The following is a 13,886-nucleotide window of genomic DNA, read 5'->3' as shown; positions in this document are numbered from 1 at the left end:
GCCTGGCTCTACTGAAACCAGCCGAGCGTGGGCTCGGCGCTACAAAGGAAGCCCAGCCGGCGCCTTACGCCGCCACCAGCTCCGCATCGATCTGCCGCGAACGGTCGAACGCGGTCATCGCGCTCATCCGTGCGATGTAGTCAGCCGTGGCTGCTGCAGGCTGTACCAGGCCAAAGGCCGTGGTCCAGCCCAGCGCATTGCCCCACAGCACATCGGCGGCGCTCATGACCTCGCCGAGCAGGTACGGGCCCTGCGCCAGCTGGGCCTCGACCACCTGCAGCACGGTCTCCGCATCGTTGTACGGCGACATCAGGCGCGGCGGCGGCTCGCGATGCATCGCCTTGTCGATCATCGCCGGCTCGAAACAGGCGCCGTAGAAGGCCATCCAGCGCAGGTAGGGGCCGCGCAGGGCATCGCCGATCGGCGGGGCCAGCCCGGCTTCCGGGTACAGGTCGGCCAGGTACAGGTAGATCGCCACCTGCTCGGTCACCAGCGCGCCGTTGTGGACGATGGCCGGCACCTTGCCCATCGGGTTGATGGCCAGGTAGGCCGGGGCCAGGTTGGCGCCGGCCTTCAGGTCCAGCACCTGCATGTGGTAGTCGGCACCCAGCGCTTCGAGCAGGGCCACCGCGCCGCTCGAGCGGGAACGGGCGGCGTGGTACAGGGTGATCCGGCGTGAATTCATGGCATTGCTCCTTGCGGTGGGTGGTGAACTGGAGGTCATCCTGAGGCACTATTGCGGACGACTTCTGTCCTCGATCCTTCATGCGCCATACCGCCCATCGACTGCTGCGCCTGATCGCCCTGCTGCAGGCCCGCCGCCAGTGGTCCGGGGCCGAGCTCGCCGAGCGCATGGGCGTGGACCGGCGCAGCATCCGCCGTGATGTCGAGCGACTGCGTGAACTGGGCTATCCGGTCCAGGCCTCGTCCGGGGTCGGTGGCGGCTACCAGCTGGGGGCGGGGGCACCGGTACTGCCGATGCTGCTGGATGAGGAGGAGGCGACCACCCTGGCGATCGCCCTGCGTGCCGCGTCCGCGACCGTCGCTGGCCTCGACGACACCGCGCGCGGTCTGTTGTCCAAGCTCGACCCGCTGGTACCGACCCGTCGCCGGCAGCAGGCTGGCGAAGTGCATGCAGCGACGGCCACCTTGTCCGACCTTCCGTCCACCGACGCACGCCTGCTCGGACGGCTGGCCCAGCACTGCCGGCAGGCGTCCCGGCTGGCCTTCGAGTACCGCAGCGCGCAGGAGGCGGTGACCCAGCGCGAGGTCGAGGCCCAGCACCTGGTCAATTACGGGCGGCGCTGGTACCTGCTGGCCTGGGACCTCGGCCGGCAGGACTGGCGCACCCTGCGCGTGGACCGGATGGGGGCGGTGCGCGAATGTTCCGAGCCGGGTATGCACCGGCGCACGCCGGCGCCGCCGGATGTGATGGTGCGGCAGGCGGTCAGCCAGGCGCCGTTCGCGCTGCAGGCCATCCTCCGCCTGGCCGGCAGTCATTCCGAGCTGGAAGGCCGCATCCCGCCATGGTGTGGAGTACTGGAAGCGGATGGCCCCGATCACTGCCTGCTGCGCATGGGCGCCGAGAGCCGCGGCATGATGCTGGCGCAGATTCTCAGCCTGGACCGCATACCTGTGGCGCTGTGGACCACCCCGCCGGGTCTGCGCGACGAACTGGCCCAGCGCCTGGCCGGGCTGGGCCAGGTGCTGGCTGTGCCGCCGGTCACAGGCTGAGCCACATCGCTTGGCAAGCCCCGGCGAAGCTGGGACACTCGCCGCCATGAAGGGGATACTGGGGACAACGGCGATCATCATCGCTGCGCTGACCGCTGCGCCGGCCAGCGCTGGAACCCTGTACAAGTGCCAGGGCGCTGACGGCGTCACCAGCTATGTGAGCAAGCGGGTGGCTGGCGCGCGCTGCAGCACCATCAGCTACAGCCGGGACACCCGCCCGGCACCGCGTCCGGTAGTGGCCGCACCCAGGCCAGCGCCGACCACGGTTGCCAGCATCGAACGCAACCCGGTTGCCGTTGCCGCCAGCGCCGCAACGCCGGCAACGGTTGCGCCTGCACCCGCGCCCGTAGCTGCTCCGGCACAGCCGGCCGCCTCGCGCGCCGGGCGCATGGTCAGCGGCCAGGTCTATTCCTTCATGAAGGACGGCGTGCGGCACTACACCAGTGCGCGCCCGACCCAGGTCGCCAACCTCGGCCCGGTGCGGACCATCCGCTACAGCTTCATGGAGCGCTGCTACGCGTGCGGGGTCAATCCACGCGTGGACTTCGGCACCGTGCGCCTGAACACCTCGGCCTTCCAGACCGAGATCACCTCGGCCGCGCGCGAGTTCGGCGTGGAAGAGGCGGTGGTGCGGGCCATCATCCACGCCGAGTCGGCCTACAACCCGACCGCGCTCAGTCGCGCTGGTGCGCAGGGGCTGATGCAGCTGATGCCGCCAACCGCCGCGCGCTTCGGGGTCAGTGACTCCTACGATGCCGGGCAGAACATCCGCGGCGGCGTACAGTATCTTGCGTGGTTGTTGAAGCGCTTCAATGGCGATCTGACCCTTGCCGCAGCCGGCTACAACGCTGGCGAAGGCGCGGTCGACCGCCACGGTGGCGTGCCGCCCTACAGCGAGACCCAGTACTACGTGCGGCGGGTCGGCCAGCTGGCCGAGCGTTACCGCACCGCCCTGAGTCACCAGTAGGTGCCGACCTTTGGTCGGCGCACCCTTGAATGTCAGGTGCCGACTGTTGGTCGGCACGCCCTTGGACTGGTAGGCGCCGACTGTCAGTCGGCACTCCTTGCAAAGAGCGTTGTGTGGCGCGCGACGGTTCCGCTACACTCGACCGTGATTCAATGCGGCTCTGGCCCCCACCGGATCCGCTGGCAGCCTTAAAGCTACCTAATCAATATCGGAGTGCCGGATGGCCAACGATGGGGTACACGATCCAGTCAACACCGGACGTCGGCGTTTTCTTTCTGCCACCACAGCCGTGGTGGGCGCCGTCGGCGTCGGATTCACCGCAGTTCCTTTCATCAAATCCTGGAACCCCAGTGCCCGCGCCAAGCTTGCCGGCGCACCGGTGGTGGCCGACATCAGCGCCCTGCAGGAAGGCCAACGCCTGATCGTGGAATGGCGTGGCCAGCCTATCTGGATCGTCAAACGGTCCAAGGCGATCCTCGATGCGCTGCACGGGCTGGACGGCCGTCTCAAGGACCCCGAGTCCGGCGAGAAGGACCAGCAGCCGGAGTACGTGCTGAAGCAGAACCCCGAGCTGCGCTCGATCAAGCCGGATATCTCCGTGCTGGTCGGCCTGTGCACGCACCTGGGCTGCTCGCCGGAAATGGTCGCCGAGATCCGGCCTGAGCCCTACGACCCGCAGTGGAAGGGCGGCTACTTCTGCCCCTGCCACAAGTCGCGCTTCGACATGTCCGGTCGTGTCTTCAAGGACGTGCCGGCACCGATCAACCTGAAGGTGCCCGCGCACCACTACCAGGACGACAACACCATCATCATCGGTGTCGATCCGCAGGGGGCTGCCTGATGGCCAATATCCTCAGCCGTACCGCCAGCGGCGTGGCCGACTGGGTCAACGCGCGCGCGCCCGGCCTGATGCCGGTCTACCGCAAGCACGTCAGCGAATACTACGCGCCGAAGAACTTCAACATCTGGTACTACTTCGGTTCGCTGGCGCTGCTGGTGCTGGTCAATCAGATCGTCACCGGCATCTTCCTGACGATGCACTACAAGACCAACGCCGCCGAGGCGTTCGGCTCCATCGAATACATCATGCGTGATGTGGAGTGGGGCTGGCTGATCCGCTACATGCACTCCACCGGTGCCTCGCTGTTCTTCATCGTGGTCTACCTGCACATGTTCCGTGGCCTGCTGTACGGCAGCTACCAGAAGCCGCGCGAGCTGGTGTGGATCCTGGGCATGCTGATCTACCTGGTGTTGATGGCCGAAGCCTTCATGGGCTACGTGCTGCCGTGGGGCCAGATGTCGTTCTGGGGCGCCAAGGTGATCATCTCGCTGTTCGGCGCGATACCGGTGATCGGCAACGGCCTGACCGAATGGATCATGGGCGACTACCTGCCCAGTGATGCCACGCTCAACCGCTTCTTCGCACTGCACGTCATCGCCCTGCCGCTGGTGCTGCTGTTGCTGGTGGTGCTGCACCTGGGTGCGCTGCATGAAGTGGGGTCGAACAACCCGGACGGCGTGGAGATCAAGAAGGGGCCCAAGGGCAACCGCTGGTCGCCGAACGCACCGGCCGACGGCATTCCGTTCCACCCGTACTACACGCTCAAGGATGGTGTCGGCGCCGGCTTCCTGCTGATCATCGCCGCCTTCATCATCTTCTTCGCGCCGGGTTTCGGCGGCCTGTTCCTGGAGCACGACAACTTCACCGAGGCCAACCGTCTGGTGACCCCGGAACACATCAAGCCGGTCTGGTACTACACGCCGTACTACGCGATGTTGCGCGTGGTACCGAACAAGCTGGGCGGCGTGCTGGTGATGTTCTCGGCCATCGCGATCCTGTTCCTGGTGCCGTGGCTGGACAAGGCGAAGGTGAAATCGGTGCGCTACCGCGGCTGGATCTCGAAGGTGATGCTGGGCGTGCTGGCGGTGTGCTTCGTGTGGCTGGGCGTGATCGGTTCCGGCCCCGGCACCGACGTGCACGAGACCTACATCGGGCGGGTGCTGACCTTCCTGTACTTCGCGTTCTTCATCACCATGCCGCTATGGACACGATTGGACAGGACCAAGCCGGTACCGGAAAGGGTGACCACCCATGACTGAACGCTGGATGGTCCGGCTGGCCCTGACGGCCGCCCTGATGCTGGGCAGTTTCCTGGCCTCCGCCGCCGAGGGCGGCACCAAGCTGCTGCAGGCCGGCAACGACCTCGGCGACCGCGCTTCGCTGCAGCGCGGCGCGCAGCTGTACATGAACTACTGCTCCGGCTGCCACGCGCTGAAATACCTGCGCTATTCGCGTATGGCGCAGGATCTGGGCCTGACCGAAGAGGAGGTGATGAACAACCTCAACTTCACCGGCTCGGCGATCGGCGATCCGATCCCGGTGGCGATGCCCAAGGAGAACGCAGAGAAGTGGTTCGGCAAGATGCCGCCGGACCTCAGCCTGATTGCGCGTGTGCGCGGCAGTGACTGGGTCTACACCTACCTCAAGTCGTTCTACCTGGACAGCAGCCGGCCGCTGGGCTGGAACAACGCGCTGTTCGCCAACGCGTCCATGCCCAACCCGCTGTGGGAAATGCAGGGCCTGCAGCATGCCGTGCATGGCAAGCCGGAGGCGCCGGGCATGGATCCGCCGGTGACCGGCCTGCGCCTGGAAACGCCAGGCAACGTCGATGCCGGACAGTACGACCAGGCAGTGCGTGACATCACCAACTTCCTCGAATATGCAGGCGAACCGGCCGCGCTCAAGCGCCAGCAACTGGGCGTGTGGGTGATCCTGTTCCTGGCCCTGCTGACCTTCCTGCTGTATCTGTTGAAGAAGGAATACTGGAAGGACGTTCACTGAATCTGCCGCCGGCCATCGCACGGGCCTATTGGCTTTTGTGATGGTCGGTTGCACACTCGGGGAGGAGTCGATCGCCGGCACGGTGCCGGCGGCGCCGATGCGGCAGGCGGTCTCCTGTCGTGGGAGAGCCTTTGATGGCGGCGAGCGTACGCATGCGCAATACACTGACGCTGTTTTCCTCGAACGACGATGTACTGTGCCACCGTGTACGCCTGGTCCTGGCGGCCAAGGGTGTGACCTTCGACTTCGTTCCGGTCGATCCACAGAACCCGCCTGAAGACCTGATCGACCTCAATCCGTACCACTCGGTGCCGACCCTGGTCGAACGCGAACTGGTGCTTTACGCCGCGTCGGTGGTCAGCGAATACCTCGACGAGCGCTACCCGCATCCGCCGCTGATGCCGGTCGATCCGCTCTCGCGTGCGCGCATCCGCCTGGCCATGCTGCGCATCGAGCACGACTGGGTGCCGCAGGTGCAGGCCATCCAGCTGGGCAACAAGACCCAGGCCGAGGCCGGCCGCAAGCGCCTGAAGGAACTGCTGACCGCCTCGCTGCCGCTGTTCAAGGCCAGCAAGTTCTTCCTCAACCCGGAAATGAGCCTGGCCGACTGCGCGATGGCGCCGATCATCTGGCGCCTGCAGTCACTGGATGTGCCGCTGCCGAAGGACGGCAAGGCCATTGAAGACTACGGCAACCGCATCTTCCGCCATCCGGGCTTTGTCCGCAGCCTGACCGACCAGGAAAAGAAGCTGCGCGATCTGCCGGGCTGATCCTGCCTCACCTTACCCGTCTGCACGCCGACCGGCGTGCCGGCGATCCGCCCCGGCAGGGCGCCGGGCGCGTACACTTCACGCATGACCGAAGACTTCTTCCACATGACCAGCCACCGCCCGTACCTGCTGCGGGCGCTGGTGGAATGGATCAACGACAACCAGCTGACCCCGCACATCCTGGTCGACGCCGGCGTTCCCGGCGTGCAGGTGCCGCCTTCGGCGATCAAGGATGGCCGGGTTGTGCTCAACATCGCCGAACGTGCTGTCGTGCGGCTGATGATCGACAACGAGATGGTGAGCTTCTCGGCGCGCTTCTCCGGTACCAGCTATCCGGTGCAGGTGCCGATCAGCGCCGTGCTGGCCGTCTACGCCCGCGAGACCGGGCAGGGCATGGCGCTGCCGGATGACATTCCGGGCAGCGAAACCGCTCCGACCAGCGACGAGCTGCTGCACGAGGAAGGCACGCCGCCGGACGATACGCCGCCGGCCAGTCCGCCGCCGAAGGGGCGCCCGAACCTGCGCGTGGTCAAGTAATGTCTCCGACGCCGCCCCGCTGGGCGGCGTTTTCCTTTGCAGGATTCACCGGTGGGTGCCGGAATTGTGTGGGTGCCGACCGTTGGTCGGCACACCTTCAGTCCTTACACATCCTCGGCATCGTCCACGTCCGCGCGGATCTGGCTGATCCGCGCTGCGCCCGGGCCGGTAAATGAGATCAGCTGGTCGCCGCGCAGCACCATGCGGCCCACGTGGCGATCGATGCCATCGTAGGAATACTCGAACTTGAAGGTGCGCTCGAAACCGAGCTGGCCATCCTCGCCGCGCGACAGGCGCAGGCCGGTGGCGTGCACCGCCTGGTCCAGCCATTGCACGTCGGCTGCGCGGCAGGCATTGCGCCCCAGCTCGACCGCGCGCTCGGCGGCTGAACGCGCCGCGTTCCAGAAGAAATAGATGATTCCGCCGGCAATCAGCAACAGCAGCAGGGTGGGCATGGCGTCAGCCGTCAGAGGTCGATCCCGCAAAGATGGCGGCGAACGCGCGCTGGATCAAGCGCTGCATTCACCGCCGCGGCTGCGGTTCGCTGGACACCGGTTGCGCGGGCACGACCACCGGTTGCGGCGCAGGCGCGGGCTGCATTGGCGTCGCAGTGGGGGAGGGCATCACCAGCGGTGATGTGGCGGTCAGTTGCAGCAGCGCTGCCCAGTCCTGGCGGTTGAAGCTGCATTCGTCCTCGCGGCCTGGCGTGCAGCTGGGGTCGATGCCGGTGCTGTTGCGTTCGCGCGCCGGAGGCAGCTTGATCAGCCCCGTACGATCCAGCTGCAGCAACCGCATCGCCACCGTGTTCATCACATTGCCGCCCACCAGGTACAGGGTCTGGTCGCCCCCGAGATTTGCGGCCACCACCACTTCGCAATGTGACTTCCAGTGGCCCACCGAGCCGTTGCCCAGCGCCTGCACCAACCCGCTGTAGCTGAGCGTGCTGCTGCGGTCGCGCAGGAAGCACAGCAGATCACCCGGTGCGGGCTTTGTGGTCGCAGGATCGACCAGCCGGTACGGTACGCCCGAGGGGCCGCCCTGGTACGCGGCACGGATGTAGTCGATGTGGCGTGGCGAGGTATTGAAGCCGGGCACACCGGCGCGCACCATGACCCAGGAAATGAAGGCGGCCGACCACGGGTTGTCGACCAGGAACGCGCGGCAGTCACTGTCGGTATAGCGCGTGCCCAGCGGTGCCAGGCAGCTGCTGGCGCCGGCGATGCTGCCCATGGCGTTGAGCGTGCCGCTGTTGCGCCAGTAGCCGGCCACGCGCTGCCAGGCGATCAGCCCGTTGTCGGCCAGGTGATCGCTTTCGGCCTCGGTGAGACTGAGGCTGGCGGCGCGGCCATCACGATCAATGAAGGGCCGGAACCACAGCCGGTGCTCGTTGCAGGCGGTATTGCGGATGGCCACCGCCAATGGGCTCAGGCCGAAACGTGGTGGCACATCGCAGGCTTCGGCCGCCGCTGCGGACAAGGGGGCCGCGGCCAGCAGCAGGCAGGCAGGCAAGAGCATCCGGCGCATGCGCGGCTCCTGTGGGGGGTGCCCGCAGCGTCGCAGAGGCGGCCGTAGCCGAGCCGTGAAGGCGTGTAGAGCCGGGCCCATGCCCGGCTCATCGCGCGAAGCGCGTGCAGGGCGCGCCGCACATCGATAAGCAGCCGAGCGGAGGCTCGGCTCTACAAGTCCTGCCGGCCTCAACCCGGCGGCGGGCCCAGTTTCAGCGACAGATCGATGGCCTGCACATGCTTGGTCAGGCCGCCGATGGAGATGCAGTCGACGCCATCCTCGGCGATCGAGCGCAGGCCGCCCAGGCCCACGCTGCCGGAGACTTCCAGGGGAATGCGGCCCGCCGTGATACGCACCGCCTCACGGCGCAGGTCCGGGCTGAAGTCATCCAGCAGAATGCGTTCGCAACCGGCTTCCAGCGCCTGGCGCAGCTGCGCCAGGTCCTCCACCTCGACCACCAGCGGCAGCGCGGGCCATTGCCGACGCGCGGCAGCCACCGCCGCAGCCAGCGAACCGGCGGCACGGATGTGGTTTTCCTTCAGCATCACCGTGTCGTACAGGCCGAAGCGGTGGTTCTCGCCGCCGCCGCAGCGCACGGCGTACTTCTGCGCCAGGCGCAGGCCGGGCAGGGTCTTGCGGGTATCGAGGATGCGCGTGCCGGTGCCGGCCACAGCAGCCACGTAGCGGGCCGTGGTGGTGGCAGTGCCGGACAGCGTCTGCAGGAAGTTCAGCGAAGTGCGCTCGGCGCTGACCAGGCTGCGGCTGCGCCCGTGCAGCAGGGCCAGCACGGTGCCTGCGGTGACGGCGTCGCCTTCGGAAACCTGCCATTCGATACGCACGTCCGGGTCGAGTGCGCGGTGGGTGGCATCGAACCAGGGGCGGCCGGCAATCACCCCGTCCTGCTTGCACAGCAGGTAAGCGCTGTCGGCCTGGTCGGGCAACAGAGCGGCGGTGACGTCACCGCTGCCCAGGTCCTCGGCCAGCGCACGCGCGACATCGGCGGCGACAACGGCCGCATCCGGCGTCGGCAGCGTGCTCATGCGGCCGGGAAGTCGGCGATCTGAGCGGTGGGGATGGCTTCTTCGGCCAGCAGCACCGGGATGCCGTCGTCAACCCGGAACACCTGCTTGCGGTCGCGGGTGACCAGCGCTTCGCGCAGCGGCTGCGCCAGCGGGTTGCCATCGGCCTTGTTCACCGCGCCGGCGGAGATGGCCTTGTTGAGGGCTTCCAGGCCCTTGCCATCCAGCAGGGACAGGGGCTGGCGGGTGTCCGGTGACACCAGCAGGTCGAGCAGCTTGCGATCCATGGTTCTTCGTCTTGCGTGGAAGATGGCTAGAATACGTCTTTAAGGCAGGTGACGGCCAATGACCCCCAACCCGATCGCGCCGCTTGTCGGCATCGTCATGGGTTCCCGTTCCGACTGGGAAACCATGCAGCACGCCGCCCAGAAGCTTGAAGCCCTGGGTGTTCCGTTCGAAGTGAAGGTGGTGTCCGCGCATCGGACGCCGGATGTGTTGTTCAGTTACGCCGAGCAGGCGGGCCCGCGTGGCCTGCGCGCGATCATCGCCGGTGCGGGCGGAGCCGCGCATCTGCCGGGCATGATCGCCGCCAAGACCGCCGTGCCGGTGCTGGGCGTGCCGGTGCAGTCCAAGGCGCTCAACGGCATGGATTCGCTGCTGTCGATCGTGCAGATGCCGGCCGGCATTCCGGTTGCCACCTTCGCCATCGGCAATGCCGGCGCCTCCAACGCCGCGCTGTTCGCCGCTGCGATGCTGGCCAGCGACCAGCCGGCGATCGGCCAGGCGCTCGACGCTTTCCGTGCGCGCCAGACCGAAGACGTGATGGCCCACGACGATCCGCGCCAATGAGCCTGACCGTCGGCATCCTGGGCGGCGGCCAGCTCGCCCGCATGATGGTTCTGGCCGGTGCGCCGCTGGGATTGCGCTTCGAACTGTACGACCCGGCAGCCGACGCCTGCAGCGGCCCGCTGGCGCCGCTCACCGTCGGTGCCTTCGATGACCGCCAGGCGCTGGCGGATTTCGCCGCCAAGGTCGACGTGGTCACCTTCGATTTCGAGAACGTGCCCGCCGACAGTGCCCAGTTCCTGGCCGACCGCGTGCCGGTCTACCCGCCGCCGGCCGCGCTGGCGGTGGCCCAGGACCGGTTGAGCGAGAAGGCCCTGTTCCAGCAGCTGGGCATCCCGCTGCCGGCCTTCGCTGACATCCGCAGCCGTGACGAGCTGGCTGCGAAGGCTGTCGAGTTCGGCCTGCCGTGCATCCTCAAGACCCGCCGCCTTGGCTACGACGGCAAGGGCCAGTTCCGCCTGCGCAGCGAGGCCGACATCGACGCCGCGTGGGATGCGCTGGGTGCGCAGGTCGAGCGTACCGGGCTGATCCTGGAGGGCTTCGTTGCCTTCCAGCGCGAGGTCAGCGTGGTCGCCGTGCGCGGCCGCGATGGCAGTTTCGAGGCCTGGCCGGTCACAGGCAACTGGCATGTCGACGGCGTGCTGTCTGCCAGCGTGGCACCGGCGGTGCTGTCCGACGCCGAGCAGCAGGCCGCGATCGGCTATGCCCGTCGCATCGCCGAGCATCTGCAGTACGTCGGCGTGTTCGCGCTGGAGCTGTTCTGCCGCGATGGCGAACTGCTGGCCAACGAGATGGCGCCGCGGGTGCACAACTCCGGCCACTGGACCATCGAAGGCAGCGAGACCTCGCAGTTCGAGAACCATCTGCGTGCCGTGCTGGGCCTGCCGCTGGGCAGCACCCGCATGCTCGGTCATGCCTGCATGCTGAACTGGCTGGGCGCGATGCCCGACCCGGCACCGGTACTGGCCCAGGCCAGCGGCCACTGGCATGACTACGGCAAGGAAGCGCGCGCGGGCCGCAAGGTCGGCCATGCCACCCTGCGTGACGATGATGCCGCTGCACTGGCCGATGCGCTGGACCAGGTTGGCCTGGAGCTGGACCGCCAGGCCCAGGTGGCGCCGGCCGTACACGCGCTGCGCAACCGCTGAGCCGGTAGTGCCGGCCGCTGGCCGGCAATGCAACGATGTGGCGCGCCGGTGCAGGCATTGGCGCAACATTTCCGGTGGTAGCGTGGAGCTCCTTTCACAGGAGTCACCCCCATGCTCGACTGGAATGCCTATCGCAAGGAACTGAAGGGCCGCATCGGCGAGATCGGCAAGCTCTCGCCCGACACAGTCAAGGGCTACGCCACCCTGGCCAACGCCGGCGCCCAGACCAACCACCTGGATGCCAAGACCCGTGAACTGATCGCGTTGGCGGTGGCAGTCACGACCCGCTGTGACGGCTGCATCACCGTGCACGTGGACGCGGCGCTGAAGCAGGGCGCCAGCCGCGAGGAAATCGCCGAGGCGCTCGGTGTAGCGGTGTCGCTCAATGCCGGCGCTGCGCTGGTGTATTCAGCGCGGGTGATGGACGCGGTGGCCGCGCACGAGGGCGCGTGAAGCTTCATCTGTAGAGCCGAGCCCATGCTCGGCTGGCCGGACAGCAACCGAGCATGGGCTCGGCTCTACAGGGGGTCAGCGCAGCTGGCTCTCGGCGAATTCCCAGTTGACCATCTGCCAGAACGCGTCCAGGTAACGTGCGCGGTCATTCTGGTAGTCGGTGTAGTACGCGTGCTCCCAGACGTCGCAGCACAGCAGCGGGATGCTTTCACCGGTCATCGGCGTGCCGGCATTGCGGGTGGCCTGCAGGCCCAGCTGGCCGCCGGGGTGCTGCACCAGCCATACCCAGCCGGAGCCGAACAGGCCCAGCGCGGTGCGGTTGAACTCCTCGCGCAGGCGCTGCACGTCGCCGAACTGCCGCTTCACCTGCTCGCCCAACCGCCCTTGGGGCTCACCGCCACCGCGCGGGCGCAGGCACTGCCAGTAGAAGCCGTGGTTCCAGGCCTGGGCGGCGGCATCGAACAGCGTGCCCTGGGCATGGCGGACGATCTCCTCCAGCGACGCGTCCTCCCACTCGGTGCCGAGGATGCCAGCGTTGACGGCATCCACATAGGCGCGATGGTGGCGGCCGTGATGCAGTTCCACGGTCTGTGCGGACAGGTGCGGCTGCAGGGAGCCGGGAAGATAGGGCAAGGCAGGCAATTCGACAGGCATGGACAGGTTCGTGGCCAGGGGGCGGCGGCAGCCGGTTCCATCCGCTTACAATGGCGGCTACCGTGGGCAGTCTAGCCGACCATCACGGTCGGTTTGTCCGGCGAAGCAAGGAGTGAGGTTGTGGCGGTAATGCAGCAAATCCAGGCCGAGGTCGATCGTTACCCGCTCGTGCTGTTCATGAAGGGTACCCCGCAATACCCGATGTGCGGCTTCTCCAGCCGCGCCGTACAGGCGTTGATGGCCGCCGGCGCCGTCACCCTGCGCACCGTCAACGTGCTGGAAGAACCCGAGATCCGCGCCAACCTGCCGCGATTCTCCAACCTGCCGACGTTCCCGCAGCTGTTCATCAACGGTGAGTTGATCGGCGGCTGCGACATCGTGCTGGAGCTGTTCGAAGCCGGCGAGCTCAAGCGCATCGTCGAAGAGGCGACCCAGGGATGAGTGCCTGGCCATCGACGTCACCGACCAACGGGGCGCTCGATGGCCGCCCGTTGCAGGATCGCGTGGTGCTGGTTGCCGGCGCCGGTGGCGGATTGGGCAGTGCAGCGGCGGTTGCCTCTGCGGCCGCCGGGGCCACCGTGGTCCTGCTGGGCCGCAAGCCGCGCCGCCTGGACCGTGTCTACGCCCAGGTCCAGGCTGTCGGCCCGGAACCCCTGCTGTACCCGTTGGACCTGGAAGGCGCAGGCCCCGATGACTATGCCGAGCTGGCCCAGGCCCTGCAGCGCGAGCTGGGGCGGCTGGACGGCCTGCTGGTCTGTGCCGCTCACTTCCCGGGCCTGACCCCGTTCGAACTGGCCGACCCGGCCAGCTTCGCCCGTGCCATCCATGTCACCCTGACTGCGCCCGCCTGGTTGGCCCAGGCCTGCCTGCCGCTGCTGCGGCAGCGCGAAGACGCGGCGCTGGTGTTTGCAGTGGATGCCCCCGAACGGGTCGGGCAGGCCTATTGGGGTGGGTATGGCGTCGCCCAGCATGGTCTGCGCGGGCTGATCACCAGCCTGCACGACGAACTCGGCCGCAGCCCGGTACGGGTCAGTGGCCTGTACCCCGGCCCGCTGCGCACGGCGCTGCGCGCCCGTGCCTATTCCGTCGACCAGGACCCGGCCGCCCAAGGCCCGGAGGCCGCCGCTGCTGCGGCCGTGACTCTGCTGTCCAGCGCGGGGCATGCCTGGCGGGGCCGGATTCTCAACGCCAGTGAGGCGCCCCTGCCGGAATGAGGTCGGGGGAAAGGCAGAGTGAAGAACCCGTCACGATTGCGTTGCGATCCGGTGCCGTTTGTCGCACAACCGTCACATTGATGGCGTAGCGTGTTAATCTAGTGTTAACCGTTGTGGCTGCCTTCAGCCAAGCGGTAGGGAACCCCAGATAACTCTCCGACCAGCCACCCGCAGGGCTGTTTGGATGCGCTTTTTT

General features: G+C 67.4%; 18 protein-coding genes. 12 read left to right on the top strand and 6 right to left on the bottom strand.

From position 1 onward, the window contains the following. Positions 1-64: 64 nt before the first annotated feature. Positions 65-685 (bottom strand): glutathione S-transferase family protein, encoded by a 621-nt coding sequence (locus HLA98_RS01145; RefSeq protein WP_057500248.1) that lies wholly within the window; start codon positions 683-685, stop codon positions 65-67. Between the two features lie 80 nt (positions 686-765). On the opposite strand from HLA98_RS01145, the gene HLA98_RS01140 reads away from it, so the two are divergent. The 7 genes from HLA98_RS01140 to HLA98_RS01110 all read left to right on the top strand — a co-directional run bounded on the left by HLA98_RS01140 (position 766) and on the right by HLA98_RS01110 (position 6,850). Further along, the gene (locus HLA98_RS01140) at positions 766-1,734 is read left to right on the top strand and encodes a helix-turn-helix transcriptional regulator (RefSeq protein WP_057500249.1); all 969 of its coding nucleotides are present in this window, start codon (positions 766-768) and stop codon (positions 1,732-1,734) included. A 46-nt stretch (positions 1,735-1,780) separates the two neighbouring features. Continuing rightward, complete coding sequence (locus HLA98_RS01135; protein ID WP_057500250.1) at positions 1,781-2,701, top strand: lytic transglycosylase domain-containing protein; 921 nt, start codon at positions 1,781-1,783, stop codon at positions 2,699-2,701. A 220-nt stretch (positions 2,702-2,921) separates the two neighbouring features. Next, positions 2,922-3,542, top strand: a complete 621-nt coding sequence (gene petA / locus HLA98_RS01130) for a ubiquinol-cytochrome c reductase iron-sulfur subunit (RefSeq protein WP_010486121.1) — start codon at positions 2,922-2,924, stop codon at positions 3,540-3,542. Beyond that, positions 3,542-4,801: a cytochrome b gene (locus HLA98_RS01125; protein WP_032128877.1), complete on the top strand. Its 1,260-nt coding sequence runs from the start codon at positions 3,542-3,544 to the stop codon at positions 4,799-4,801. Before petA ends, HLA98_RS01125 begins: the two co-directional genes overlap by 1 nt. Then, positions 4,794-5,543, top strand: a complete 750-nt coding sequence (locus tag HLA98_RS01120; protein ID WP_032128878.1) for a cytochrome c1 — start codon at positions 4,794-4,796, stop codon at positions 5,541-5,543. The genes HLA98_RS01125 and HLA98_RS01120 overlap by 8 nt, the downstream gene beginning before the upstream one ends. Positions 5,544-5,677: 134 nt before the next feature. Further along, the gene (locus tag HLA98_RS01115; RefSeq protein ID WP_032128879.1) at positions 5,678-6,313 is read left to right on the top strand and encodes a glutathione S-transferase N-terminal domain-containing protein; all 636 of its coding nucleotides are present in this window, start codon (positions 5,678-5,680) and stop codon (positions 6,311-6,313) included. 84 nt (positions 6,314-6,397) lie between these two features. After that, complete coding sequence (locus HLA98_RS01110; RefSeq protein ID WP_049446475.1) at positions 6,398-6,850, top strand: ClpXP protease specificity-enhancing factor; 453 nt, start codon at positions 6,398-6,400, stop codon at positions 6,848-6,850. Positions 6,851-6,954: 104 nt separating this feature from the next. Here the strand turns inward: HLA98_RS01110 and HLA98_RS01105 are convergent, their stop codons facing one another. The 4 genes from HLA98_RS01105 to HLA98_RS01090 form a co-directional block, all read right to left on the bottom strand. Beyond that, positions 6,955-7,305 (bottom strand): DUF3301 domain-containing protein, encoded by a 351-nt coding sequence (locus tag HLA98_RS01105; protein WP_057500251.1) that lies wholly within the window; start codon positions 7,303-7,305, stop codon positions 6,955-6,957. A gap of 67 nt (positions 7,306-7,372) precedes the next feature. Beyond that, positions 7,373-8,374 (bottom strand): DUF2272 domain-containing protein, encoded by a 1,002-nt coding sequence (locus tag HLA98_RS01100; RefSeq protein ID WP_057500252.1) that lies wholly within the window; start codon positions 8,372-8,374, stop codon positions 7,373-7,375. 170 nt (positions 8,375-8,544) lie between these two features. Further along, positions 8,545-9,396, bottom strand: coding sequence for a carboxylating nicotinate-nucleotide diphosphorylase (gene nadC, locus HLA98_RS01095; protein ID WP_057500253.1), 852 nt, complete (start codon positions 9,394-9,396; stop codon positions 8,545-8,547). Further along, positions 9,393-9,662 carry a Trm112 family protein gene (locus HLA98_RS01090; protein WP_005408847.1) on the bottom strand — a complete coding sequence of 90 codons (270 nt, stop codon included), beginning with the start codon at positions 9,660-9,662 and terminating at the stop codon, positions 9,393-9,395. The genes nadC and HLA98_RS01090 overlap by 4 nt, the downstream gene beginning before the upstream one ends. Positions 9,663-9,720: 58 nt before the next feature. Between HLA98_RS01090 and purE the strand changes: the two genes are divergently transcribed. The 3 genes from purE to HLA98_RS01075 all read left to right on the top strand — a co-directional run bounded on the left by purE (position 9,721) and on the right by HLA98_RS01075 (position 11,822). Continuing rightward, positions 9,721-10,224: a 5-(carboxyamino)imidazole ribonucleotide mutase gene (purE, locus tag HLA98_RS01085; RefSeq protein WP_005412808.1), complete on the top strand. Its 504-nt coding sequence runs from the start codon at positions 9,721-9,723 to the stop codon at positions 10,222-10,224. Next, a complete protein-coding gene (locus tag HLA98_RS01080; protein WP_057500254.1) occupies positions 10,221-11,369 on the top strand; it encodes a 5-(carboxyamino)imidazole ribonucleotide synthase in 1,149 nt (382 codons plus the stop codon). The genes purE and HLA98_RS01080 overlap by 4 nt, the downstream gene beginning before the upstream one ends. A 111-nt stretch (positions 11,370-11,480) precedes the next feature. Continuing rightward, positions 11,481-11,822 (top strand): carboxymuconolactone decarboxylase family protein, encoded by a 342-nt coding sequence (locus tag HLA98_RS01075; RefSeq protein ID WP_057500255.1) that lies wholly within the window; start codon positions 11,481-11,483, stop codon positions 11,820-11,822. A gap of 75 nt (positions 11,823-11,897) precedes the next feature. Here the strand turns inward: HLA98_RS01075 and HLA98_RS01070 are convergent, their stop codons facing one another. Continuing rightward, entirely contained in the window at positions 11,898-12,476 is a 579-nt protein-coding gene (locus HLA98_RS01070; protein WP_057500256.1) for a superoxide dismutase, read from the bottom strand. 120 nt (positions 12,477-12,596) lie between these two features. Between HLA98_RS01070 and grxD the strand changes: the two genes are divergently transcribed. Then, the gene (gene grxD, locus HLA98_RS01065) at positions 12,597-12,917 is read left to right on the top strand and encodes a Grx4 family monothiol glutaredoxin (protein WP_005408852.1); all 321 of its coding nucleotides are present in this window, start codon (positions 12,597-12,599) and stop codon (positions 12,915-12,917) included. Then, entirely contained in the window at positions 12,914-13,690 is a 777-nt protein-coding gene (locus HLA98_RS01060) for an SDR family NAD(P)-dependent oxidoreductase (protein WP_057500257.1), read from the top strand. The genes grxD and HLA98_RS01060 overlap by 4 nt, the downstream gene beginning before the upstream one ends. The last annotated feature ends 196 nt before the right edge of the window (positions 13,691-13,886 follow it).

The organism is Stenotrophomonas africana, from assembly GCF_013004645.1.
Classification (GTDB): Bacteria; Pseudomonadota; Gammaproteobacteria; order Xanthomonadales; family Xanthomonadaceae; genus Stenotrophomonas; species Stenotrophomonas africana.
The sequence above is the reverse complement of the archived record's forward strand: the minus strand, read 5'-3'. Positions and strand labels throughout refer to the sequence as shown.